Source organism: Methanosarcina soligelidi (assembly GCF_000744315.1).
Taxonomy (GTDB): domain Archaea; phylum Halobacteriota; class Methanosarcinia; order Methanosarcinales; family Methanosarcinaceae; genus Methanosarcina; species Methanosarcina mazei.
Genome location: NZ_JQLR01000001.1, coordinates 2,849,547 through 2,874,924 on the forward strand (window position 1 = coordinate 2,849,547; position 25,378 = coordinate 2,874,924).

The following is a 25,378-nucleotide window of genomic DNA, read 5'->3' on the forward strand; positions in this document are numbered from 1 at the left end:
AAGTACTGTATCCATATTGGAATCTATTTTTCCGTATTTATTCATAACTCTGAGTATATTAATAATAAACTGTTATCGTAAACCAGCTTAGAGAGGGTCTTGAAATTAAATTTTTATTGTAAAAACATTTGTTTAGACTGTCATACACGGATATAACGGTAATAATTTCAACGGTGAAAAATGGGAGAGAGGTGTAAAGATCTAGCAGCGCCTTACTAACTCGGAAGGAATTATCAAATCTTTTTTAAATAACTATTTTAAACTTCCCTCCACTCCCGCATGCTCATTAAGTGAGCAGATAGCGTGCGGTTGCTGGCAGACCTGTTACTTCAGTACAGCTGTTTCACCTTACGGTGCCAGAACAGGAGTTATCTATCAATAGGGATATATAAGTATAATAACAGATTATTAAATCACATAAACAGAGGAAGTTATTATGGCGAAACCTATTGAGTTCGGGCTTGTCCTTGAAGGAGAGGATGCAAAAGAATTCATGAAAAATGAAAAGAATCCTGTAGTGACCGATGAAATGGTAGAGATTTTCAAAAAAGCTAAAGAGATATATGATAAAAATAGGTTTTGAGTTTGTCTTCTATCATTCCAAATTCTGAACTTACTATCTTTCCTCTTAATGAAAGCAATGACTTTTCTTCTTTTAGTTGTGCAAGTCCTGAATTAAGTGATTTTTTGAAAGAAGATGCTTTTAACGATCAGGAAGATTTGATCAGTAAAACGAGTCTATGCTCCTGGAAAGGTGAACTCGCAGGATATATTACTTTAGCAACAGATACAATAGGAACTAAGGAAATATATGTATCAGACGGACTCAAGCGCTATAAGTACAGCAAATATCCGGGAATTAAAATTGCAAGATTGGCAGTAGACTCGAGATTTGAAAGAAGAGTAGTAGGCACATACCTGTTATTTGCCGGGATAGGTAAAGCGTTATCAATTTGCGATAGCGTAGGATGCAGATACATTCTTGTAGATTCGAAAAAAGAATCAATCGGCTTCTATGAAAAATATGGATTCAAGCTTGCAGAGAAAAATAAGAAAAAAGATTTCTCTCCTATGTATCTTAACATGCAGCCGATTGTTGCTAAATTAAAGCTTGAGAAATCAAGCTGAGAATAAAGTGAATCCTCGTGATATTTCTGCATACTCAATAAAAAATTGATAAACCGTTGTTTCTTTTTAATATGACATTTTTTGCACCAAAGATCGTTATTGTTTTTCTTATAGCTTTTAGTTTCCAAATTTCTTTTTTAATTTATCTTAAAACTTCCCTCCACGCCCGTATGCTTATGAAGTGAGCAGATATCGAGCGGGTGCTAGAAAAAAAGAAGAATCGTCAAGTAAAAACTTAAACAGGGATTTACGGTGTCTTTTCCATTTAGATCTTATATAGTTCTGAAGAATTCACAGAAATTAAAAAACCCTTTTTATGAGTTCGAAGACAAAACCTGAATAGTTTTAGAAAAAGATAAAAGTAAGATCTTACTTTGTTTCTACGGTTATCAATGAAAGAAGTACAGTTAAAAGTTGAAAAGGCATACATTTCCGATGTAGGAAGAGGACTTATCGGGCTTAGTCCAAAGATCTTAGTCAATGCTGATCTCGCTCTAGGAGATATTGTTGAGATAATGGGAAAGAAAAAAACCACAGCAGTGGTAGCGGGAACGAAATTTAAGGATATAAATAAGGAAACTGCGAGAATTGATCACTTCATCCAGCAAAATGCAGGTGTTACAGACGGAGAGTCGATAACCATCAAAAAAGTGGAAGTCCCTGAAGCAAAAAAGCTTATCCTTGCTCTCCCAGAAGGTATGATAAAAGAAGATACTAAACTCTATTTAGGAGAACGCGAAATTGAGATATTAAAAAAGCACATTTTCAAAAAGCCTATTTATACAGGGGATATCGTTCCGATAATAATCGAAGAATCTCAGGATACAAGCAAAATAACTCCTTTAATTACTGTTGAGACTGACCCCGCAAATACTATAGTCCAAGTTTCTGAAAAAACTGCAATCATAATTTTAAATGAAGTAGTTCAACTTGAAGAGTATAAGGAATGGGCTTTTAAATATGCTATTAATGAAGTGAATCACATATTAGAGCCCCATGATTTAGCCATTAAGAGGAACGAAAATACAGGAGAAATAATCTTATGTGAAGTCAAGGAAACTTTTATTTCCGCTTCTAAAAGTTTGCATAAAAAGATAACATTTTCACCTTCTGTTTTTGAAGTTCCTAAAAAATCGAATGTAACCAATTGTGTATCTGTAATGATATCTTTTTCAAAAGAATTTGATAGCGTATATGGATGCATAAACGAAGCATGCTATGAAATTGGTATGTCTTGTCACAAAGCAGATGATTTTTGGCACCATAGCGCGATAATTCAGGATATTTTTGAGCTAATTTTCCGATCCTCAATTGTAATTGTAGATTTTACGGGTAAGAACTCTAATGTTTTTTACGAAGCAGGAGTTGCACACGCCCTAGGAAAAACTGTACTCCCAATTACCCAAAATAGTAATGATATACCTTTTGACCTAAGGCATCACAGATACATTTTATACAGAAATGATAGAGAAGGATTAAAAAAATTAAAAAGGGACCTTGTTTCAAAATTAAATTTCGAGAAAAGTAGAGGGAACTCTGCTTAATTAGTAAATTGTAGACAATATGCGTTTTGTAACTCTTTATCTAAATAATTAAGCTCGTCAATAATTAAGCTCGTCAATTAATTCATCAATATTCATAATAATCTCATTCTTCAAAAACTCTATTTTTTTAAATGTTTCATTGCTATAGTCTTTTTTGATTATATCCAAAACTTCGTTTGATTTTTCCTTTTTTAAACTAGTAGCCCAATCATGCCCATTAAACAACTTTTTACCTGTAATTACGGTTGCATAAAGTTGGAATAGATATTCTTCTCTGTATTCATCCTCTGCAAAATCTCTTTTTTTATAAGGATTTATGATCAAAAGAGCGATATCTATCTCAAAGGAAATTGGAACATTTGGAGTATTAATGCCTTCAATAGTATTTTTCAGTTCTACAAAATATTCTTTGTAGCTATCCAAACATACAATTATTTGCGGCATGGTTTTATTAAATATCTCATCTCTTTTATAAATAAAAACTAGATTACCGTCCTTTAAATGGAATTTATTACTTTTTGTACAAATCTCAATAAGTTCATTCCCAATAAGCTCGAGTTCTAATTTTAAAGATCTGTTTTCTAGATTTTTGATATATTCCCCGTTTTTAAAACTTGGTTTTATTCCCTCTGCGTAATCTCTCAAAGGCCTGATCACTGTTTCGATAATTTTTTCCGCGGTTTCCCTTTTATATCGATTCTCATCTTTTCCTTGTGAGTAATACTTATCTAGAACATCTGGGTAGTTTTCTAAATGGTCTTTAATATCGTCCCAACCTAATACCTGAACAGAGAACAAGTCATTTTTTGAATGCTCATTTGAGATTTTTCTTGCAAATTCTTCTATCTTTGCGTCTTTCGGTCCTGTTGTTGCAATTATAAATTTGGATAGTTTAGGCTCAAAATTTTTTGCTTTTTGAATTTTCCTTTATCACATCTTTTTCGGTGAGCTTTTTATTAGGATTATGTTCATTACATTTGCATTGTATGCCACCCAACAAATTACCTTTGTTTAATTTCCCGCATATATCCACCCCATCTTGTTCTTGACCTTGTATTCCATTCTTTTGAATATCTTGATCGTCCCAAATTTCTCTCCATAAATCCCAGCAAAGAGATTCAAATTTTCTCCAATTAGTAGGGAGAAGAATTTGTAAATCTGAAAAATATAGCATAGAAGTTCCTTCTTATTATCTTTATAAACAAAATCGTTATGATAAAACAGTTCTTATAAGATTATCTAAATGATCTCGATAAAAATTTATTCGATCAGATTGGACTTTATGGCTTGCTCCTGATATGTACCAACATACAAATATATAATTAGCGTAGCTGCTTTTTTTCTTTTTTGTCAGTAACCGCCCGATATCTGCTCCTTTCGCGATCATGCGAGCGTGGAGGGAAGTTTCAGATTGGTTTCAGATTGATTTAATTTATTCACAACGAGCTTGAAAACTCCATCGAAAACACATCTTAGTAAATCGTAGGAAAATTTAAGTTTCCGGTTAAATAAGGTTATACTGAATTAAGACTAATTGACATCTGTGGAATCAACATCAGACATCGAGAAGCGATTTATCGAATTCAAAAACATATGGTTCATAATTGCCTCGTTGAGTTATATCGCGGCAATTGGTTTTATTATCGCATATTTTGTCGGTGGATATTCTCCCTATATAGCTATAGCTGTGATGTGGGCGTGTACAGGAAGTCTGGATATGATACTTGGTATACTTAGCAGGAAAAAGAAAAATAACAGGTAAATTTCAATATATAATCCCAGCAGTATACTTCTCGTAGTGAGAGTATATTTTATGCAAAACCTCGGTAAATTGAAAAGAAATTTAAAAAGAAAATGAATAACAATTATAACAATTACTTCTTTTCAAGAAACTCTATGAACGAATCTAAATTCTGCTCTTTCATTTGAATACAAAAATCATTATTTTCGCCTATGTTTTTATACTGTTCGTACACGGCAGTTAGCTGGTTATACATTGTTAAGTTTACGGACTTATACCACTGCGCATAATCCTGAATTATGTTAACAGATATCGGGCACAATAACAATGTTAAACCAAATCCTGCTTCCGGGTCCGGAAAAATTACAAACGGGAAATTTCTACATGCTTCCGGCCTGTTATTATATATTCGGCATTTCGAGTTTGTCAATAATGGGCACTGCCCGACGATTGCTTTATAACATCCTTCCAGCTCTGACTTTACTGCATTCGATTTTAAAATATTGGCACTTTCTTTATCTACATTTTTTAAGATTTTCTCATATTCTTTTCTGCGAAAATCAATAATATGATGTCTGCAGCAGCTCGCGTTGCATGATTCGGGACATTCATAATGTTTAAGTATGCTTTGAATTTTTGAAATTAACCAGTCGTATTTTTCAAAACATTGTCTCCTATCCATAGTATTCACCCATTTGAAAGAAAAAAGAGATGTTAAATATATGAAAGATATCAATTGCCCTATTTGATAAGAATTATAGCATACAGATAATTATAGCATACAGATAAAGACTTATTTACTCCGGCATTATTTCTCTTTTCCTGTTCTGGCTGTAATTCCTCACTTTTTTGACATGTTTCAAATAGATACTATTTAAATAGTGATGTTCTATATATGCCTGATTTATAGGAAGAAGCGTAAAACCTCGAAGTCTTTAGCTTCGTGAGATATAAGCGTCAACTTCCAAACTGTTACCCGTTATAGATTCTGTAAGTTATTAAGTATCTTCAAAACGTTTTTAATATTAGATTTTGCTGTCACCACAACCTCACAGTTCCTAAGAACGTTGCCGAATTTCAAAGCGAAAACCAAGCGAGGTAACGTTTGAACATCGGGGAGTTGGATAACAGGGCAAGAATCATCCTGAAGGGATCGGGATTAAGCCGTGGAAAGACGGTAGCTATAAGCATCTCAAGTACAACCTCACGCTCATATCTATTTCACCTTCGGAACGAGGGGCTAGAGCCTGCACGACTTGCCTCCAATGGGAGAAAGGATGACTCAGGAAGCCACTCAGTCTTTAGCTGGGTGGTAGTTCACATGTGCCTGATCTAACTTTTTATCGATTTTCCCGAAGGCCTGGAGACGATATTTATTCATGTTTCCTGCGAGCACCAGATACCTGCTCACTTTAAAGAATGCAAGTGTGGAAGAATTAAAACAAAAAAGCTTAATGAAGAGAAAAAGAAATAAGAGAAAAAGAAATAACAGAATGTGAAATCAGCGGGAAATTTTATGTTCCCTATGATATTCACAAATTCAAATATAAAGATTAAATTTAGCAAAGATTAAAATTTAGCGGAATTGGCTTATGATAAAAAAGAAAATGAATCTGCTAAAAAAACCACTTAACCCTTTAGTTATTATTTTTTGGGCTTTCATAGTTGTGGTTTTAGCTGTTATTGGTCTGTTTTTTAAACGGAAAAAAGCAAAGCGGTAAATTAAAGTTTATGGGAAGAAACTGGAAATTTTATAAAGCATTATTGATCATAGAGTAGTTCAGGAGGAAACGGGTAACCTGTTTATTATTGTGATTTTAAAGAATGAAAAAAGAAAAAAGTCTATCAAATTTCCATGACCTGAATAAATCAGAATAACTTTATTCTCATTTAAGCTGAACTTGATTAAGTGAGCTTGAACTGAGCTTTACATTTACTTTTTTAACATTTACTTCTTCCTATTTCTTTTCCACACATCAATTATTTATATAAAATAAAAATAATTTAATATTGTGCCTGGTAGAGCATGACATGATAGATTCTTCACTAGGATTCACCAGGATTCACCAGGATTTATGCCTCCATTCCCGCAATTCTATAGCAAGGCCGTCGGGATCTTTAATCTCGGCTCGAATTGATGTGCCCAGATCCACAGGCCCCCAGGTAATGTAGACGCCGTGACCACGAAGGTAATTAATCGCTCCTTCCATTGATTCTACTTCCAGGGCAATCGCGCGGCAGCCCACAGTCATGGATGAAGACATGGGAGTGAGGTTTTTCACATGCATTAATTCAATGACGGTATCGCCCAGCTGCAGATAGGCGATCTCCTTCAGCGGCCCGGTATTCACTGGTTTCCGGGATAACAGACGAAACTCCAGTACATTCTGATAGAACGCCACCGATTTTTCGAAATTACCCGGTAAAATCTCCACATGGTCAATACGTTTAAACATTGCTTACTCCTCCCTCTGTTCTCCTGAAACTGATGAGTGCCCTGGCAATGAACATCGTCCAGAATCTTGCCCGAATTAAATTGTTGACAGGTATATTAAAAAGTTACAGTAATATGTAATATTGAACCATTTAATATTGAACCTAATGTAATTATAATTTCATTGAGATAATATAATTTCATTAAGATGAACTTCCGGCGTGAAAGTCCCCAGGAGTAAAAGAAAGGGTTTCTATGAGAATTACAGTTATGAAATACCGGATTTCTTGCTCTAAATACAAAAATTAATAATGATTGTCAGGAATTACTTTAAAGCTGTTAATTTAATTAAATAAGAGAAGCCATATTAAATTAAACGGCTTTAAATATTTCAATACTGCTGAAAAGAATGCAGCATGATTTGAAAGGGGGATCTTATGAAACATTTTATTGCAAAGGAAACGCCTGTTACGGAAGAAGCTCTCAATGTCATCGCTTATTTGCCCACGAAAAGCCTTCCTGGGATAGTTGAAGATGGGTTCTTCGTTAAACTGAGCGATCGTGATATTATGTGCATAGCAGTTCTACTTGCACAAAAAAGCTATGATGAAGGAGGCTGCCCGATCGGTGGTGTAATTATCGATAGCAAGACACACCGGATTGTCGGCAAAGGGCACAATACGCTTGTGCAGGATAATGACCCTTACAACCACGGCGAAACTTCAGCCATACGAGATGCTGGACGGCAGGATTTCAGCAACGCCACGATTTTTACAACTCTTAGTCCCTGCGATGTTTGCGCCACACTAATATATATGCGCCAGTTTGACCGCGTTGTAATCGGCGATGTCACGAATGCTTCGGGCACTGAGCAGATGCTGCGTGAAAAGGGAGTAAAAGTGGATATCCTTGAAGACCCTGCGGGAATAGCACTGTATGCGAAATATAAGGCTGAAAGGCCTGATCTCGATCTGGAAGATTGGAAAGGTCTGGCTGCTGTTCGGAAGGCTCAACTCTGATAATGGAAATATTTAAGGAAGCCTGCAAGCTCTTAATTTCATGATAAAATAACTATACTGAATAAAAATTCTTTTTTTGCTTACTCTGTGAATAGATGAATCAAGGGAAATGACGTCCTTTTTAGTTTCTTTCAGAGAAATATTTAGCCTGAAACCACTTTTATAAAGCTTCACTTTTATTATTGTCTACAATTTTATTGTGTCTGCAACAACGTCAATTTAAGATTTAATTTTATATTAATAAATATATTTAGACAATATTGATTAAATGATAATTCATTTATCTTTTTAAGATACAGAATAACGATTTATACTCAAATGATTATTATATATGATGAAGATATAATTTTAATATTTTCGCTTTCTAATGCTGTCAATATTTTTATTATTCTTATCTATAAATGTCATGATTTACCAGGAGCTCTTTACCAGAGTCTGAATTCAGAGTTTTATGTGGGCGAACAGATACTGAAAACAGTAGTTTTTGGTAGATAGTCCGTTAAAGTCAAGGGAATTTCCAGAATTCATGATCAACGCTGGCATGAATTTAATGTGAAGAATAAAAGCACATTACATCCATGGTGATAGAATTAGGAAAAAATGGGAAATTCAGGGGGGATTAAATGTCTAAAATAACTAAAATGATAATTTTGTTAGTAGCAGGAATGTGTTTACTAACAGGCTTTGTTACGACTACGACAGCTTCGACCAATATTTTGGTCGAATCAGACCATGAATATGCAAATAATTTTGATTATATCTGGCCTGAGATAAGTCATCCTGAAGCAACTCAGATGCGTCTTCATTTTACGAAATTAGAGCTTGATTTTGATGACAAGCTAATCCTTTTAGATAAGGATGGAAACAAGCTTGTAACTTTTAAAGACTACAGTAATGAAGATTTCTGGACAGAGTGGTATACAGGAAATACAATCAAAGTCAAACTTGAAACTAATAGGTATGGTACTGCTTATGGGTTCAAAATAGATCAGGTAGAAACCAGAAATGATATGGCTCCGTCTGGTGATTTACCTGAATCATACCATTCTTACGCAAATAATTTTAATTATATCTGGCCTGAGATAAGCAGGCCTGAAGCAACTCAGATGCGTCTTCATTTTACGAAATTAGAGCTTGATTTTGATGACAAGTTAATCCTTTTAAATAGGGATGGAAACAAGCTTGTAACTTTTAAAGACTATAATAATGAAGATTTCTGGACAGAGTGGTATACAGGAAATACAATCAAAGTCAAACTTGAGACTAACAGATATGAAACCGCTTATGGATTCAAAATAGATCAGGTAGAAATCAGAACAAATCCGGAATCCATATCAATGGATATAAAAGAAACTCCTTCTTCAAGTTCGGCTCCGTTTGCATATATTACAAACGGCGGCAGTAACAATGTTTCGGTAATTGATACCGTAAATAATACTGTTATAGCTGTGGTGGATGTAGGGAGCGATCCTTTTGGAGTTGCAGTTGCACCTGATGGAAAAAAGGTATATGTGGCGAACATGGGCAGTAACAATATTTCTGTAATCGATACGGCCACGAACAGCGTTACGGACACGATAGATGCAGGAATAAATCCGAGAGGAATTGCAGTTAGCCCGGATGGAACAAAAATATACGTGGTAAACTCTGCAAGCAATAATGTATCTGTTATTGATACAGTTACAAACAATGTTACAGCCAGCGTGACTGCCGGAGGAATTCCTTATGGAGTTGCAGTCAACCCGGATGGAACAAAGGTATATGTGACAAATGGAGATATTGGCAATGAAAATAACACGGTTTCCGTAATTGATACGATTTCAAATAATGTTACAGCCACGGTGACTGCCGGAGGGATTCCTTACGGAGTTGCAGTCACACCGGATGGAACAAAGGTATATGTGGCAAACTGGGGCAGTGACAATGTTTCTGTTATTGACACGACATCAAACAATATAACAGCCAGAGTGAACATAACAAAACCTATTGGAATTACAGTAAGCCCGGATGGAAAAAAGGTATACGTGACGAATGTCAGCAATAATCTTTCTGTGATTGACACGGCAAATAATACTGTTACAGCTACGGTGAATGTAGGGAGCGATCCTTCTGGAGTTGCAGTCACGCCGGATGGAAAAAAGGTATATGTGGTAAACAGTGGCAGCAACAATGTATCTGTTATTGACACTGCTAGCAATATTGTCATAGCCACGGTGCCTGCAGGAAATACTCCCAGAGCTTTCGGGCAGTTTATATCAGGGTCAGTAAGCAATTCTGCTGCACCCGCAGGGCCGGAATGTAAGGAAATTAAAGATTATTTGCCAGTATACACCAATGGCGTTAATCTTAACATAATAAATAAAGTTGGAAAAGATATCCTGGTGGTGTGGACAAAGGCAGATTCCAGAGAACCAGTTTTCAAAGTGAATATTCTTAATGAGCAAAATCGTACAGTTACAACTCCTACTGGAATTGTCGATGAATATATCCGAATATCATATCCTCAGGAGGTATGTTCATGGTACCGTGTAATCCAGGCAACTAATAGTGGACATACTCAATTGGAATCAGGCTATGATTATACTGTTACGTACTATTGGGGATCAAACGGAACAGGGCTTACACCAATTCCGGATAGTGAAGCTCCTGAGTGATATATCATTTATTGAGAGCTGGTATATCACTCATTGAGAGAGCTGGTTGAAAATATCATTTTTGAGTTTTAAAGGATAAAATCTAAAAATTCCCTTTTTTCAGGGGAATTTTTAAAATTAATTTTTTAGATTCGGTGTTTAATCTGGAGTTCCTCTTATTCTTTCCTTTTGCCTCAAGTTATAAACCGAGACTTCTGCCAGGTCATGTCGTCCCCGGAAATCATATTTCTGGTTACCTTTAACGAAACCGCGGATGAGGCCAGTCTCTGGAGAATACTCGATGAATGAATTTTCTCTCTGAACAGCTCCGATAATTTTGTTTTCGTCGGAAGCGGAAGTCAGATTGTACTGCCCTGCTTTTTCATCAGAGACTGTTAGCAGCCTGAAATGTGTCAATGTATCTTCTGTAATTCCGTCACCATTCAAAACAGCAGTATATTCCCCGGTCAATGTTCTGTTAGTTTCCGCCCACTCAGTTCCGTCCCCTGTCAGGGGCAGGGATGAGATTTTACCATTAACATAGAGAGCATATGAGATGGTTATATTATGCGTGTTCTGGTCGATATTGCCCAGGATGAAGTTACCTTTTTCACAGAGCATAACAAGCTCGATTGTACCATCCTCGGCAATTTTTTCGATGTATCCGGCGAAAGGCGTGGATGTTGTTTTCCCATGTGCAGTGATTTTACCGGAGAAAACGTTTCCTTCCTGGCTGTCTATTTCGTAAACGCTGTTCTGGGCAGTTGTCCATGTCCCTATGAGGTCAGGAATCGGCTTTCTGTAACAGGGAATTTCTACTCCGTTACGCACTGCGAGAGCCGTCCGGACTGTAACAACACCTCCTGAACTGGAGATCATTCTCGTTGAAAAAATGTCATCTGACCTTATGATGCCGCTTCGGTACGATCTGGTATCCCCTTCACTTTCATAGCTGAAGAAATGCTTGCCGTGTTTATCGTCAATGGCAAAGAATAGAGGAGAGCAGGAGTCATCCTGTACAATCGTAAACAGCCGGTCATACTGAGTGACTGTATAATCTTCTCCTGAGTTCTCTGCGGAAAATTCACCGGACGCAGAATCATAAGTGATACCTGAAAATGTTGTAAAATCGCCGGTGATGTCATATGGCACCTGTTTTAGCCCGGTATCTGTTGCCGGGGGTCCGGGACTGACATAACCGGTGGTGGCAGTTCCTGCAATTAGAAAAAGAATTGCCAGGGAAAAGCTCACCGCAATTACTGTTCTGTAAAATGCTTTCATTTCTCTATTCCTCCTTATTTTTTCAATACATTTTACAGTAATTCTATCATTTTAAATGTTAATATGTTAGAGCACGGGCTAACTTCAGAGTTTTCCATTAAATGTATGATAATCTTATTTGCTTCTCTGCCATCTAATTTTTTCTTCCAATTTTTTTCCAATTTTCTCTTATATAACTGTCATTTTACATCTTCGGAAGTTATTAAACAGAGTATTCGTCTCTTAACTCTTCCTGGATATAAGTCCTGAAAAAGTCTGAAAAAAATAGGTTTCGGGATGAGCTCATTGAGTAAAAAATATTTGCTTAGAGTAAAAAAATATTCTCTTAATATGTGCGCTTATTTTGAGACAAAACCGTAAGTCTGGCAGTATACAAAAAATAAGAGTTTTTCGGCTTGAACTCATAATTTTTTATGAGTTCACAATATTCAGAGCCGAAAAAATGAAGAAACAGCCTTATCAAGCTGCTTCTGCCCATAAACTGAGGGTTCCCTGGAATTGCCCTGTTGATGAATAATTTAGCGGGAGGTCAAGCTGAGCCTGAGAGGTTTCCGCACTTTCTGCAGCCAGAACTTTGCTGTAGTTTGACCAGATATTCTGGTCCAGTAGAAGTCCCGTTGCAAAGGGCCCATTCTCCTGGTCATGCACTTCAGCTGTCACTTTTATACTGATGCCTCCATTATTCTTGAGGGCAAGAGGCAGTGACTCGCTTGGCGTACCCGGAGAAACCGTCCCGAAGTCAAGTGAATCCGGTGAAACGGTCAGGGAAATCACAGGGATAATATTCACTTTAAGTGTCACATTTGTGTCATCTTTCATATTCGTGTCATCTGTTACATTTGTATTGTCAGTCACGTTTGTATCAATAGTTACATTTGTATCAATAGTTACATTTGTACCATCTGTTACGTTAGTGTCATCTGTTACATTTGTACCATCTGTTACGTTAGTGTCATCTGTTACATTTGTACCATCTGTTACGTTAGTGTCATCTGTTACATTTGTACCATCTGTTACGTTAGTGTCATCTGTTACATTTGTACCATCTGTTACGTTAGTGTCATCTGTTACATTTGTATCATTAGTCACATTTGTATCGTCTGTTACGTTAGTGTCATCAGTTGTTCCACTCTTATAACTGACTGCAAGGATTGCACTTGAAGGAATCATGTAGTCGCCACTGTTATCCGTAACAGAGGGGGCTATTATCTGAGCCTCATTGTTCTGAGACAGGAGATAGGATGTAACATCTCTTGCTTCATCGATATCCAGATTCGAGGAAGGAGTAGAGTCATAAACACCGGATATACTCATTTCATTAAATTTCAGAGCAATTCCTTCGTGACCTCCTGACTGGACTGTGGTCCAGAGCCGGGCATTGTCCACATTGCCGAGGTCTATAGAATCGCCTGCAAAAGCGATTTTCACGGTAGCTTCATCCGGAGTAAGGCCTCCTGAAGAACTCATTGTACTGACTGCATCGCAGCCCTCATTGATCCAGTATTGGGTTTCCTTTCCTGAGGCATCTTCGTAAACCACAAGCAGGGCTATGCCATCAATACAGAAACTGTTTTCAGCATCGCTATTAGTGTTTTTGACTGTTGTAATATAATTTCCGCTTCCGCTCACAAGCCCTGTTACATTATAAGCCCATGTCCCGGTCGGATAATCATACTGTCCCCAGCCTTTCTGATCAGCGTATTCGGCTTCCGGAGTCAGGGAGCTTCCTGCGAAATCAAGACTCATCGAAGGAATGACCCCACTGGAACCTGTTGCACTCCATGTCCAGAAATTATAGAGCCTTGCATACTTCACGATTGCCCCTTCCGGAAGTGACAGAGAGTGACCTGCTGTGTAGACGTCCCCGGAGGATACCTTAACATAACTGCTGTTTCCATAATCGTAAATAATGTTTCCTTTAACAGTACCGTGAAGATAGGTTTCAAGGGGCTTGTCTCCGATATAACCGTTGTGCATTACTTCCTGGGTTTTGCTTAGCTCATTATTTGTCGCGTTCGCATCATTTATGGTGGATCCCGGAACGACAACTGCCCTGAGGGTATAATTCTTTGCGTCTTCAGGTTTCCAGACAAATTCAACTGCTTCTGTAGCCCCATTTGCAAGTCCGTTAATCGGCTTGCTTTCAAGAAGGAACCCTTCGGAATACAGTTCAAGAGCAAAACTGCCTGCTTTTTCAGGTCCATTGTTTATTACAGTAACATTTACAGTGTTTACCAGGTTTTTCCAGGCTTTTGCCGCGCTGTTGTGTGATACTTTTATCGCCTGTACGCCCAGGTCAGCTGAAGACTTGGCATCGGTAGTATTATCTGCAGGTGTATCATTGGTAGTGTTGCCTGCAGGTACATCACTGGTAGTGTTGTCTGAAGATGTATCATTGGTAGTGTTGTCTGAAGATGTATCATTGGTAGTGTTGTCTGAAGATATGTCATCGGTGGTGTCGCCTGTAGACCCATTATCGGTAGTGTTATCTGCAGGGGTATCATCGGTGCTGTCACCTGAGGATGATGTGGTGTACTCTGCTGTCAGAATTCCAAGGACGTTTTTATAGAACGAGGCAGTTCTATCATAGGTTAAAGTGTTCGTGCCTGACGATTTTAATGAATCCTTGACGTCCCATGTATTGGACCCGGAAAAAGTTCCCTGAGGCGTGCCTGAACTAAGGGCATTTCCATTAAAGGCGTATGCTCCGTCTGAGCTTGCCTGGTATACAAGTGTTAGCTTTGAATCTGTCAGAGAAGAGCCTTCAGGTAAAGCTGCCTGGAAAGCCGTACTTCCTATGTAATTTTCATTCATCTCGTCGTCACTATAATAACTGTCTGCATCATGTCCACGGTTGACCTGATACCAGATAGTTTTCTTGCTTCCATCGTTGTAAGCCACTACAAGGGTGACGAGTCTTATCCTTCCATCGAATGAGCTATCAAGAGGATCGGTTTTTACTACAGCTGTGTTTTTCCCGGCTTTTACAAGGCCTGTGACATCATAATACATCATGTAGTCACTTGTTACCCTGTTCACGTGGTCGTTAACCTGAACATGCCCGTTTCCTCCGTTGTAAGAATATGTGTACGGAACGTTCAGAGTTTCAGTTCCTAGGTTTTTGCCGTTAAAATCCACTTTTGCCTTTCCCTGATAATTGTTTTGCATATGCCCACAGTAAACATTTGTGAGCAGCATCGCCCATTCGACATTGGCATTATCCGGTACAGTAAAAGTCTTTTCTATAGTATTGGATGCTTTTGCTTCCTGGTCTCCCATTCCGTAATAGCTATCACAATATACCCCACCGCTTACTGTTCCGCTGTGGGCGGAGGTGAGGGGGATTCCACCTACGTAATTATCGGCCGAGCAGACTCCACTGCTCAGAACCATTATTAGCAACACCAAAATAATTTTTCTGTTCGTAGATCTTCCTCCTGTAAATAAGTTAGAGAAAGAATTCCAGAACTCTGTGCACAATCGGTTCCCATTAATATATAACAGGAATTTTAGCAGTTGTCAGTAAAAATAGGGCCAGATAATTTCTGCGGTATATGGGGAAAAAATACCCTATTACTCGATTTGATGACAAGTGAGATTAAATATATTCCTGCTTCTAATGAGACTCTCTTCCACAGATTTTCCAAAATCTTTCCTTAAGGGTTTTCCCAGTTAATAGTTGATTATTATTACAAATAATCTTTTTAGTAACAATTTTTCAGATATATTAAGCTTTCTAAATGCTTCTTAAAAGTACTTATACTTAATTTTTTGTGTAAATTGAATAATAATTTCACAATAAATCAGACATCCTAGAAGATTATCCAGCTGTCCTGTGGTATTTTTACGTCTTTTGTTGCGATTTTTTTAATAAATCATATCAAAACTGTGGAGCCGCCAAAATAATTAGCTGTTATTATATAAATGGGCTTATTTATCTTTATCATAATTTGAAAATTAATTTAATAATTATTAATATTCTTTAGTTTAATAACAAATATTAAAAAATTTTTCATAATATATATTACAAAAAAATAATAGACAAAAAACACACATGATATTCTTCAAATAACATGCCCAAAAAATGAAAGTACTTGAGAGAACTTTCATGCCAAAAGATTTACAATAGGCATCAGATTATCAAATCCTGAATCTGCTCCATTATATAAAAACCAGTACATAATTGTAAGAGAACAGTAAAGAATACTTTTTTTATTTTGGAGCTCTATCTAACTAATTCATTTATATTTCAAACTGCAATAAACCGATTCATTTTTTAAGGCATAAAGTATGAATCTATGATTATTGACCTTTTACGAAATTCTAAAGAATCAATTCCATATTGGCCTGCTTACAGAATTCTAAAAAGTGATCTGAATTAGCTATATGCGTAGCCAGATTATGTCCCTGCTCGAAAAAATGAATTCCAGCCTGGATTTCAGCCGAATGTTTCAGGTGCTCCCTGAGAGTATTGATAGCTTTGAAAGGTAAGCCAGCGCCGATTTTATAATTCAGATAAGAACATTCAGTTCTCTTTTTCGTTAAACAAATTTTATCTTTTCTTTATGCTAAAAGGTAGGATTTAATTTACTTTATCTATCTTCCAATCGCTTACTGAAATACTTTATTTGAGAAGATATATTAATGATATTTTTTAAATACAAAATGCCACTAATTCGAAAAATTAATATACACATACTATATAAAGTAATACAAAATTAAAAATTCGTGAGAATTTATATTCTTTGAAGCCTGAGAACTGATTATTATTGGTGGTTTTCAGAGCTTGAAGGTTATTCAGAAAAGCACGGCTTGAACCTGGAATATCTGGAAAAGAAGCTGGTTCAGTATGTTATATGTGTTATCAAAGGCATGGGGTTTGAAAAGGTTTTTCCTGTATACTGCAGGATTTTTTATATTTTTTATATGTATTACTCCATGTCTGGCAACTTATAATTTTGAAGGTACTCCTGAACAGGACGAACTGGTTGAAGTAACATCAGGTACGGTAAAAGGAGGACTTTATGTTGATGGCGGGGAAGGGCTTGGCCCGACTCCTTATGTGCAGGAATTCAATATTCCCGGAGATTCGGTAACATGGGCAAAGATATATGTGGGTATATGGGGGGGGAATGAAGAAAAAACCGGTACTCTGGACATTAATGTGAATGGAAATAGTTTCGAAAGCGTGGAGCTGGAAGGTACGGGAGATAAGGGAGATAACGAAGACCAGAACCCTTCTATATACTGTGCAGGTCATGGGATTTACTGGGTGGCTTATGACATGGGGACTGCTCTAAGTACGGGACCTGTAAAGGTAGAAGCCGAAACAAGCGGGGATATCGACGGCAGGATCTATGGAATAGTCCTTGCAGCAGTATATGAAGATAAAGAAGGACAGGATACAAGGTACTGGGTTGAAGAAGGAAACATAAACCTCCATGATAAAGGCAGGAGTGAAGAAGCGTCCTCAACCCACGATGAAGCATATGCTGATTTCTCGGGAAAAGTGGATGTGGACAGGTATAAGACTGCAAATCTTGCTGCCGTATACCTCTGTGGCAGTCCGGGGCTCGGAGATTCCCTGTACTTCAATGATGAACAGCTTTCTGACGGAGAAAACAGTAACGATATTGCAAATTCTAAGAGTTATTTCGATTTAAAATTCTTTGATGTACTTGATTTTCTTGCAGAGGATGATAACGAACTCAGGTTTCAGAGGGATGATGAAGACTATTTACATCCTGTGTTTGCCGCACTGAGTCTGGGAACGGAAGAAGAAGGAAGTTCTGACCTTATAGTCTCAGGAGTTACTCTACCTGTACTTTATGCAGGGCAGGAAAACATCATAAAGGCAAATATCAAAAACATAGGCCGGGATTCTGCATATGGCTTTCAGGCTGCACTTTACGCTGACAACGAAATAGTCTCAACCGCTTCTGTGTCTTCACTTTCAAGCGGGAAAAGTAAAACCATTGATTTCAACTGGAAACCCGGACGCAGTGGGGAACATGTTCTGAAGGTATCTGTTGACTACACTAACAGGAAAAAAGAACTCTGTGAAATAAACAACTGGAATATTCCTTTTCTTGCCAATATTATTGATTTGACTCCTCCTGAGATTGAAATTGACTCTCCTCTTGACGGCAGTTCAGTAAGCTCAGGATACCTGAAGGTCAGTGGAACAGTTGAAGATACCAGCCGGAACACTACAGTAGATGTTAACGGCCAGAAAGCTTTGCTTGCAGACAAAAGATGGAGTGCAGACATACCTGTTGCCCCCGGACCCAATAAAATAGTTGTTTCTGCAGTAGACGGAACAAACAACACCGGAAAAGAGTTCATTCTTGTTACAGGAATTTCTTCCGGATCTGGTAACAATGAATCCTTTGTGTCCGGTGGTGAAAGAGAGCATGTTAACCGGAAAGTTAACGCGGAACCGGTTAGCAGTACAATCCCGGTTTACCGGAGTGATATACATAAAAAGGATGCCGTGTTTCCGGGGTTTTATGGAGAACTCGGACTAATTTTTGCGGCTTTGTTCCTGAGAGATAAAAAAAGGGGAAAACAGGTATGAGCAGAATCATGAGCAGAAAATGTTTTTTTCTCGCCTTTACAGCTTTTTTCCTCACATTGTATCTGGTAATGTGCCTTACCCCTGCCTCGGCGAATGAAGACGACTGGGACAGCCTGATAGTTACCCTCAGTCCTGAAAACTCCATTGTCTCAAAAGACGTATACATTCTGGAAGCATTAAAATTCGACGGGTACGGGATGGTTCTGGTCCAGGTTTCAAAAGAAGATGAAAGACTTGGAGATGCCGTACTTGAGAATAACAGTACTGCCTGGTGTTATCTGGATAGCAACAATGTAAGGCTAAAAGCGTGCAATGTCACAGACCAGAAAACTCTTCCAATGTTTGGAAGCCTCTGCTCTCCTGAAGCAGAAATCGTATTTGAAACAAAAAAAATTGTTGAAGATGATGTGGTTCTGGAGCTTGATCTGGAAGCGAATAAAGACGAGTACTTTCTTGATGAAGATATAATTATTGATATGGAGCTCAGAAACGTAGGAGAAGTGAAATCCGACAGAATAAGGCTTGATCTGGATTCTGACGGGCTTCTGGTCAAAGAAGGAGGTCCGGAAATTATAACGCTCGATAAGGGTTCAAAAAAGTCCTGTGAACTCAGGCTCAGGTTTCCTGAAAGGCTAAAAGAATCATATAATATTACTGTAACTCTGAACTGGGAAGATAATTCCGGTAAGCATTCTCTTTACCAGGATGTAGAAATTGAGCTTATAGAGCCCTTGAAAATATACAAAAGTGCAGGTTTGGAAGCTTTTTCAGGGAACCCCGTGTGTGTTACTATTTCCGTAAAAAATATCCAGAAAAGAAAGGTCAATGTTTCACTGCTTGACCTGCCTCCAGCAACATTTACAGTAACCAGCATTTCCAGGTCAGATGGTGATGGCATGGGCCCGGAAAGTCCGGATTATTTAAACTGGAATTTTGTACTTGCTCCGGAAGAAAAAAAGACCTTTTCTTACTATATAAAATCCGACCAGCCTGGAGCTCACAGAGTGCCGCAAGTCCATACATACTCAAATCTATGCGGGCAGACCTATAATGAATGTTCCGATTCCGATAATATAATCACTATATTTGAAAATATTTCATACCTGCCATACAGAAACGAAACTCATACAGAAGTGACCATTTCTTCAGGGGTTGATCTCTCATCTTATCTGGACAAAAACGGATACTCTCTTCTGGATATTCGGGTGGAAAATAAGGAGCTTGATGCATTTATATTCATTCCAAAGGGGACAAGGCTTCTTGATAGCCATAAAGAGTCCATTCAAGCAATAACAATAACAGAGGTAGACCAGCCTTCACTGCCCGCATCCCTGCTCCTTGCAGAAAAATGCTATGGACTTGAACCTGAAGGAGCTGAATTTGATCCTTTCTGCAGGCTTGATCTTAGCCTGAGTGACTCGGTAAAAGGCAATTTTCCTGCAATTTACCGCTACTGTGGAAGTAATTCCATCTGGAATCTAACTGACTGTATTGTGAATGAAAATAGAATATCAGCAGACATTTCGGATTTTTCGATATACGCGGTTCTTGCAGAACCTCCACAGGAAATAAAATTGAATGTTAAAATTGTTCCTTCATAATTTCATAAACCGTTTTTATAGCTCCACTAACATTTTAAGGTTTTATTGGCCATTTTAGAGATTTATTAACAACTTTTATTTTTAGATTATGATTGTTCCGTCATTCAGCTTCAGCACCTTGTCCGCAGCTCTGGCCATTTCAGGGTCATGAGTTGTAACGATAAAACTGATATTCTGCTCTCGATTTATGTTTTTCATGAGGTCCGTGATTTTTCTTCCGGTTCCTGAATCAAGGTTTCCAGTAGGCTCGTCTGCCAGAATAATTCTCGGGCTGTTTGCAAGCGCTCTTGCTATGGCAACTCTCTGCTGCTCTCCTCCGGATAATTCGGAAGGTAGATGGCACATTCTATCCTCAAGACCTACAAGGTTAAGAAGTTCAGATGCTCTTTGTTTCTGCCTGGAACGACCTACTCCATTAAAGTGCATCGGGTAACAGACATTCTCAAGAGCATCCATTGCAGGTATCAGGTTAAAAGCCTGGAATACGAATCCTATTGTCTGCCTGTGCAGCCTTACAATGGCGGGAGAATTCCTGTAGTCCACTTCGTTTCCTTCTATAAAGACTCTTCCAGAACTGGGCTGGTCAAGACACCCGACAATGTTAAGCAGAGTGGACTTCCCGGATCCGGAAGGTCCCATAAAGGAAACAAATTCTCCCTCTTCAATTTTCACATTTATATCCTTTAAGGCTTCCACACGCAACCCGGAATCAAACACGTAACACTTTGATAGATCTCTGGTTTCGACAATATTCATTTCTGTCCACTTCCTGTTTGTACTCAGTTCCTGCAAAAATCATCCGTATCTCTTTCCAGGATTTTCAGGCTCTTTGAACTCGAGCAAAAGTATTGCATTCGTAGCCATGAGGTAATCTCCATTATCCTGAATACTGGCAAAATTCCCATTAGAATCAAGGTAATTTCCTACCGACCTTTCATCCAGGGCTATCTGGACAGTTTCGTTTGTCTGGTATACATTCTTCCAGCTTTTTCCACCCGCAAACAGAAGCTTTATGATGTCTCCGATAACCGGAATACTCCCGGTTTTTTCATTGAAAAAAAGCCTGTTTCTGGCTTCTGTGCCTGAACTATAGCCTCCTGAAGGAGAAACTGTTATCAGCCGTGCATTTTCAATATTTTCAGGGCAAATATCTCCTTCAAAGAAAGTGGTTGTTGTTGCCATATCAGGATCGATCCCGTATTCTGCATACAGCACATCACAGCCTTCATTAATCCAGTACTCTGTCTGTGGTAAATCCGGGTTTTCATAAACGAGCAGAAGCCCTGCGCCCTGTACACAGAAGGTTTTTTCGTCACCACCAGCATTTACAAGCGATATAGAATAGTTGCCAGCCTCCGAAATATCTTCACTCAGGTCATAAACGTCAGTTCCCGAAAAAAAATCGTATCTTGAGACGAAACCTTTTGTGTCCGTATACCTTTTTTCTTCCAGTAAAAGTACAGAACTTCCGGAATGTACAAGAGAAGACTTAAACTCCGGATATATGCCATCAAGCCCCTGTTTGCTCCATGTCCAGTAAATATAAGCTCTTGCAACCTTTATGGAAGAACCTTCCGGAGGATTGACACTGAAGTTAACAGTATAGCTTTCACCTGATTCGAGCTCTCCACTGTATCTGCTGTCCCCAAGAGAAAAATCAAGGGTTCCACAGTGCTCATCATGAATGACTGTCTGCAGGTTTTTATCTCCGGCATATGAAGCTGAAGCCGGCATAATAAGCAGCAGGAGGTTAATTAAAAGTACAGCTGATTTCAAATTCATTGTTATTCTCATCCGACTCGGTAATACGGTTATTTTCATCTACATTCACATTGAGGGCGTGTTCCCCCTTCTGAGTATCAATCCTTATATTTTCAACAATTGAGGTCTGACCTTCAAGTTCCGGGATGTTCAGGACAGTAACACTTTCCCCATCAAGGTAGAGGTTTACATCAAAATCCCTGGCTGAAGCTTCTCCATTATTCGTAATTTTTACAGGAATTGAATAATCGGTTTTAGCTGTTTTCTGGGTTTCTTCAACACAGCCGCTAAAAGTCGCTATTATGAGAACGACCAGCAGGATGAGAAAAATGGGTTTTTTTCTCCTGATGCTGAAAAGAGCGATAAAACCCAGAAGGATTGTCGAAGCTGAAGAGATCTCTTTGTTCTCTATTTTTACAGGCTCCCCAAGGGAAACCGACAGGTCGGGTGCGGACCTGACCAGGATATTCAGTTCACAATTATTGTTTTTGTCACTGGACTCTTTTATACTGTTTTCAGGGTCCAGAAAGAGTTCAAGCCTGTGCTCGCCTTTAATACCGGACCACAAAATGCCTGACCTGTGTATTCCAGCTGCCCCCATCTGGATCGGGACCCGGGAGATCTCATTTCCATCTACCAGGAAAACAGCAGTACAGTTTTCCTCACAGATTCCTCCGGGATTATTAATTGTAAGGGAAATTTCCACAGGTTTCCCATCAATCAGCTCTTCTTCAGAGACTCTTATCTCCGGGTAAAGGTCAGGAAATACGGATTCGGTATTTTTAGAAGTAAGGACCAGGGCTGCAAGGACAGGATGAAGGTAGTCTTCCCCTTCCTGGTCGTCTATTTTTCCGTCTCCGTTAATATCAAATCCTCTTACAAAAACTGCGGAGTTGTCTGCCTTCAAATAATTGAGCACATCAATGTGTTCCATATCGAAATAGCTTGAGGCTGCGCCTTTGTCTCCCGAGCTATCAAAGCTGACCTCATTTGCGATATCCCTTACATTTTCTCCGCATTTCTCGACCAGGTATTGAGGCGGAACCCCGGGTATTTCTCCGTTGAATTCAATATAATCAGGAAGACCTTTTGACCCTGTAAGATACACGACTGAAAGGTTTGCAGAATCTATATTGTTTAAAGCCTGCCCTGCGCTGAAATTAACCTCTGCCCTGTCATTTACTTCCTTTATGTTTTCACTCCAGCCTTCCCCATGAAGGTTTATGTTCCCTGTCAGGAGCTGGTAGGAGACCATGGGAGCTTTCGGGTTTTCACAGGCAGCAGCAAGCACTGTACCATAAATCCTCCCGTCCATCTTTTTTCCGGGTTCTCCTGTGCTTGTAAGGATTTCTACCGTATTTTCACCGTTTTTAATAAGATTGCCTGCATCATAAGCCACCCAGTAAACCCCGTGGCCTGCACAGAAAACATTTTCGTTTTCATCATTGATTCCTTCAAGATGTAGTTTTTCAAGCCTTTGCCCGTTAAACTCAGGCTGGACCCAGCCTTCATCACTATCCGTACCACCCCAGACTCCAATATAAAGGCGAGCCCAGAGGACAGAACCTTCAGGAACATCAAAATTCTGGGAGTATGGAGAAAAACCAAGTCCATGACCTCCATCCATGTAGAATTCTCCTCTGAATGTGCCCTGGGCATCAGGAGCAAAGGGCATGCCCTCATAAGAATAGCTGGCAAGGGCGAGATCTACTGATGCCAGCAGAAAAATCGGGATAATAAACAGTACAATTATCTTTGCAGGACTTATTTCCATAGTCTTTCACTTCATTCCAGAATGGGGTCAACTTGAGCAGGCCTGGATTCCGTTTATTCTGGGTAGATTTTTTAGAGAAGGTAAAATAATTCAGGATAACTTAATATCATTATAGAATAATTACTGAAATTTAAAGGTTATTAAATATTACTATTTTTCGTTTCTGTATGAGAAAATACAATACAGGTCATATGATTTAGAAAGAAGTCAGTTGTTTTGACTGTCATTATTCTTAAACAAAATATTGTAATAAATATTCATAGATATGCTTTTAAACTGCTCTTCAAAAAAAGTATCCATGTTTATTGAAATCGGGAAATGAAGTTAATATTAAATTTAATTCAAAAGACAGAGTTAATTTTTCTTTCAGCAGATAAAACCCTGGATTTTAAGAGGATAGAATTAAAAATTAGTAATAATCAGTAACATCTCGAATCAAAAAATTCATATTTTTTAAAAAAACTTATATAATCAAAATTGTTCATTATATACTGGTTAAAACTGAATGAAAAAATTATCCTGATTACTCTGATTCTCTGAAGATTTCATACCCTTTGTCAAATAGTTGGGGTTATAGCCACATATTTTTGGGTTTGTGGAGAGCTAGAGTAAGATAAAAATTATGACGAAAAGAATCGAAGGAGGAGTACAGGGTGAAAAGAGGTTGGGAACTGGATGAGAAAAATAAAACAAAAAATGAGTACAAATTCAGGAGAACAAAACTCAGCAAAAAAAAGAATATGCTTTATAAGCTTACAGGCCTTTGCTGCCTTCTTTCAGGCTTATTCTGCCTGCTAATTGCACCTTCCCTGGCTCAGGTCCCCGAAAACAATGGTTATGCCGGAGATAAGCCCCTGAAAACGTACATTCATGACACAGTTAAGGGAGATCTTTACTATACTGCAGGGAGCAGCTATTACAGTGGAAAAGCCTATCCTGGAGACACATATAAGGTAAACCATAACTTCGATCTTCCTGAAGGAGCAACCATTAAACTTGCCAGGCTCTATAATTACTGGACCTGGAGTTCCGAGGGGATGGAGGGGAGAAACCCTGAGATGAAACTCAGTTTTGACGGACAGGAGCTTGAACCTGACAGGGAGTACAGCGACAGGAAAGGTTGGGGAAGCTATGATTATCCCTCAGGAACCTGGGCTTATGATGTGAGTTCCTGTATAACCGGGTCCGGTACCTTTACTACGGAAATAGAAAACATAGGCCCGGATGCATCCTGTGTTTGCATTGAAGGTGTGGGTTTGCTTATTGTATACGAGGACCCTGATGGAAGGAATATAGAATACTGGATTAACGAAGGAGCCGATGAGCTTAATTCTCAGATGGATGAAAACGGCAGCCCACTTTATTACACGGCCCCAAACCAGACAATCTGTGAAATGCTCAGGCCTGCTTTGCAGTTTCCCATCCGCAGTGCGACCCTCTGGACGATCACGCAATCAGGAAACTGGGAGAATAACACACTCATAGTGAACGACAAAAAATTTACCGGAATCTGCGATGGGAAACCCTATCCCGATCTGGAAATTGATGAAAGGAATGTAACGGACTGCCTGAAAGCCGGAGAAAATATCATTCTTTTCCAGGCAGCAGGCGATTATGTAATATCTTCGGGGTCTTTCCTTGTTGTTGAAAAAGACCTGCTCGCAGAAGAATCGAAGTCATCCACAGAAGAAGCTTCCGAAAAATCCGAGGAAACAGGTAGCACCCCAGAAACATCCGGAACTGAATCTAAAAAAGCCCCAGGGTTTGGGTTCGTTTTTGCTCCTGCTCTTTTAACAGGAAGAAAATTGGTATTGGGACTAAGGGATAAGAAAGCTGGAAAATAATGTTAAAAAATAATATTGTGATTCCGGGTAAATTGAAGACT

At 38.6% G+C, this 25,378-nt stretch carries 18 protein-coding genes; 9 read left to right on the plus strand and 9 right to left on the minus strand.

The features are described 5' to 3' along the window. The first annotated feature begins 436 nt into the window (after positions 1 to 436). The 3 genes from M886_RS18925 (at position 437) to M886_RS17525 (ending at position 2,672) form a co-directional block, all read left to right on the plus strand. Positions 437 to 583 (plus strand): hypothetical protein, encoded by a 147-nt coding sequence (locus M886_RS18925; RefSeq protein WP_167333149.1) that lies wholly within the window; start codon positions 437 to 439, stop codon positions 581 to 583. 104 nt (positions 584 to 687) lie between these two features. Beyond that, positions 688 to 1,128 carry a GNAT family N-acetyltransferase gene (locus M886_RS12350; RefSeq protein ID WP_235203950.1) on the plus strand — a complete coding sequence of 147 codons (441 nt, stop codon included), beginning with the start codon at positions 688 to 690 and terminating at the stop codon, positions 1,126 to 1,128. 392 nt (positions 1,129 to 1,520) lie between these two features. Continuing rightward, positions 1,521 to 2,672, plus strand: coding sequence for a hypothetical protein (locus tag M886_RS17525; RefSeq protein WP_053228893.1), 1,152 nt, complete (start codon positions 1,521 to 1,523; stop codon positions 2,670 to 2,672). A gap of 57 nt (positions 2,673 to 2,729) precedes the next feature. Here M886_RS17525 and M886_RS17530 read toward each other — a convergent pair whose 3' ends face one another. Continuing rightward, positions 2,730 to 3,470, minus strand: a complete 741-nt coding sequence (locus tag M886_RS17530; RefSeq protein WP_053228894.1) for a hypothetical protein — start codon at positions 3,468 to 3,470, stop codon at positions 2,730 to 2,732. 100 nt (positions 3,471 to 3,570) lie between these two features. Further along, positions 3,571 to 3,846, minus strand: coding sequence for a hypothetical protein (locus M886_RS17535; protein WP_053228895.1), 276 nt, complete (start codon positions 3,844 to 3,846; stop codon positions 3,571 to 3,573). Positions 3,847 to 4,215: 369 nt separating this feature from the next. Between M886_RS17535 and M886_RS12365 the strand changes: the two genes are divergently transcribed. Then, positions 4,216 to 4,434: a hypothetical protein gene (locus M886_RS12365; RefSeq protein WP_152558033.1), complete on the plus strand. Its 219-nt coding sequence runs from the start codon at positions 4,216 to 4,218 to the stop codon at positions 4,432 to 4,434. 112 nt (positions 4,435 to 4,546) lie between these two features. Here M886_RS12365 and M886_RS12370 read toward each other — a convergent pair whose 3' ends face one another. Both M886_RS12370 and M886_RS12375 read right to left on the minus strand, forming a co-directional pair. Next, on the minus strand, positions 4,547 to 5,095 hold the full coding sequence (locus M886_RS12370) for a YkgJ family cysteine cluster protein (RefSeq protein WP_048051271.1): 549 nt from the start codon (positions 5,093 to 5,095) through the stop codon (positions 4,547 to 4,549). A 1,381-nt stretch (positions 5,096 to 6,476) separates the two neighbouring features. Beyond that, the gene (locus tag M886_RS12375; protein WP_048040371.1) at positions 6,477 to 6,869 is read right to left on the minus strand and encodes a VOC family protein; all 393 of its coding nucleotides are present in this window, start codon (positions 6,867 to 6,869) and stop codon (positions 6,477 to 6,479) included. A gap of 415 nt (positions 6,870 to 7,284) precedes the next feature. Between M886_RS12375 and M886_RS12380 the strand changes: the two genes are divergently transcribed. Next, positions 7,285 to 7,866, plus strand: a complete 582-nt coding sequence (locus tag M886_RS12380; RefSeq protein WP_015412997.1) for a nucleoside deaminase — start codon at positions 7,285 to 7,287, stop codon at positions 7,864 to 7,866. Between the two features lie 623 nt (positions 7,867 to 8,489). Next, positions 8,490 to 10,520, plus strand: a complete 2,031-nt coding sequence (locus M886_RS12385) for a YVTN family beta-propeller repeat protein (RefSeq protein WP_235203951.1) — start codon at positions 8,490 to 8,492, stop codon at positions 10,518 to 10,520. 138 nt (positions 10,521 to 10,658) lie between these two features. Here M886_RS12385 and M886_RS12390 read toward each other — a convergent pair whose 3' ends face one another. Together M886_RS12390 and M886_RS12395 are read right to left on the minus strand one after the other, a co-directional pair. Next, positions 10,659 to 11,780 (minus strand): hypothetical protein, encoded by a 1,122-nt coding sequence (locus M886_RS12390; RefSeq protein ID WP_048051272.1) that lies wholly within the window; start codon positions 11,778 to 11,780, stop codon positions 10,659 to 10,661. A gap of 459 nt (positions 11,781 to 12,239) precedes the next feature. Beyond that, positions 12,240 to 15,173 carry a DUF3344 domain-containing protein gene (locus M886_RS12395; protein ID WP_235203952.1) on the minus strand — a complete coding sequence of 978 codons (2,934 nt, stop codon included), beginning with the start codon at positions 15,171 to 15,173 and terminating at the stop codon, positions 12,240 to 12,242. Positions 15,174 to 16,638: 1,465 nt separating this feature from the next. Here M886_RS12395 and M886_RS12400 point away from each other — a divergent pair. Beyond that, positions 16,639 to 18,357 (plus strand): DUF3344 domain-containing protein, encoded by a 1,719-nt coding sequence (locus M886_RS12400; RefSeq protein WP_048037853.1) that lies wholly within the window; start codon positions 16,639 to 16,641, stop codon positions 18,355 to 18,357. Next, positions 18,354 to 19,958 carry a COG1470 family protein gene (locus M886_RS12405; protein WP_226987628.1) on the plus strand — a complete coding sequence of 535 codons (1,605 nt, stop codon included), beginning with the start codon at positions 18,354 to 18,356 and terminating at the stop codon, positions 19,956 to 19,958. Before M886_RS12400 ends, M886_RS12405 begins: the two co-directional genes overlap by 4 nt. An 81-nt stretch (positions 19,959 to 20,039) precedes the next feature. Here the strand turns inward: M886_RS12405 and M886_RS12410 are convergent, their stop codons facing one another. The 3 genes from M886_RS12410 to M886_RS12420 are packed head-to-tail and all read right to left on the minus strand — an operon-like array spanning position 20,040 to position 23,493. After that, positions 20,040 to 20,714 (minus strand): ABC transporter ATP-binding protein, encoded by a 675-nt coding sequence (locus M886_RS12410; protein WP_015412989.1) that lies wholly within the window; start codon positions 20,712 to 20,714, stop codon positions 20,040 to 20,042. A 39-nt stretch (positions 20,715 to 20,753) separates the two neighbouring features. Beyond that, a complete protein-coding gene (locus M886_RS12415; RefSeq protein ID WP_226987627.1) occupies positions 20,754 to 21,740 on the minus strand; it encodes a DUF3344 domain-containing protein in 987 nt (328 codons plus the stop codon). After that, the gene (locus tag M886_RS12420; protein ID WP_011034920.1) at positions 21,709 to 23,493 is read right to left on the minus strand and encodes a CARDB domain-containing protein; all 1,785 of its coding nucleotides are present in this window, start codon (positions 23,491 to 23,493) and stop codon (positions 21,709 to 21,711) included. The genes M886_RS12415 and M886_RS12420 overlap by 32 nt, the downstream gene beginning before the upstream one ends. A gap of 653 nt (positions 23,494 to 24,146) precedes the next feature. Between M886_RS12420 and M886_RS12425 the strand changes: the two genes are divergently transcribed. Continuing rightward, positions 24,147 to 25,337: a DUF3344 domain-containing protein gene (locus M886_RS12425; RefSeq protein ID WP_015412988.1), complete on the plus strand. Its 1,191-nt coding sequence runs from the start codon at positions 24,147 to 24,149 to the stop codon at positions 25,335 to 25,337. Positions 25,338 to 25,378 lie beyond the last annotated feature (41 nt).

Excerpts from the sequence above, each read along its gene's own strand:
- M886_RS18925 (WP_167333149.1), top strand. The coding sequence starts at position 437 with ATGGCGAAACCTATTGAGTTCGGGCTTGTCCTTGAAGGAGAGGATGCA.
- M886_RS17525 (WP_053228893.1), top strand. The coding sequence starts at position 1,521 with ATGAAAGAAGTACAGTTAAAAGTTGAAAAGGCATACATTTCCGATGTA.
- M886_RS12385 (WP_235203951.1), top strand. The coding sequence starts at position 8,490 with ATGTCTAAAATAACTAAAATGATAATTTTGTTAGTAGCAGGAATGTGT.
- M886_RS17535 (WP_053228895.1), bottom strand. The coding sequence starts at position 3,846 with ATGCTATATTTTTCAGATTTACAAATTCTTCTCCCTACTAATTGGAGA.
- M886_RS12415 (WP_226987627.1), bottom strand. The coding sequence starts at position 21,740 with ATGAATTTGAAATCAGCTGTACTTTTAATTAACCTCCTGCTGCTTATT.
- M886_RS12405 (WP_226987628.1), top strand. The coding sequence starts at position 18,354 with ATGAGCAGAATCATGAGCAGAAAATGTTTTTTTCTCGCCTTTACAGCT.
- M886_RS12420 (WP_011034920.1), bottom strand. The coding sequence starts at position 23,493 with ATGGAAATAAGTCCTGCAAAGATAATTGTACTGTTTATTATCCCGATT.
- M886_RS12370 (WP_048051271.1), bottom strand. The coding sequence starts at position 5,095 with ATGGATAGGAGACAATGTTTTGAAAAATACGACTGGTTAATTTCAAAA.
- M886_RS12410 (WP_015412989.1), bottom strand. The coding sequence starts at position 20,714 with ATGAATATTGTCGAAACCAGAGATCTATCAAAGTGTTACGTGTTTGAT.
- M886_RS12380 (WP_015412997.1), top strand. The coding sequence starts at position 7,285 with ATGAAACATTTTATTGCAAAGGAAACGCCTGTTACGGAAGAAGCTCTC.
- M886_RS12395 (WP_235203952.1), bottom strand. The coding sequence starts at position 15,173 with ATGGTTCTGAGCAGTGGAGTCTGCTCGGCCGATAATTACGTAGGTGGA.
- M886_RS12390 (WP_048051272.1), bottom strand. The coding sequence starts at position 11,780 with ATGAAAGCATTTTACAGAACAGTAATTGCGGTGAGCTTTTCCCTGGCA.
- M886_RS12375 (WP_048040371.1), bottom strand. The coding sequence starts at position 6,869 with ATGTTTAAACGTATTGACCATGTGGAGATTTTACCGGGTAATTTCGAA.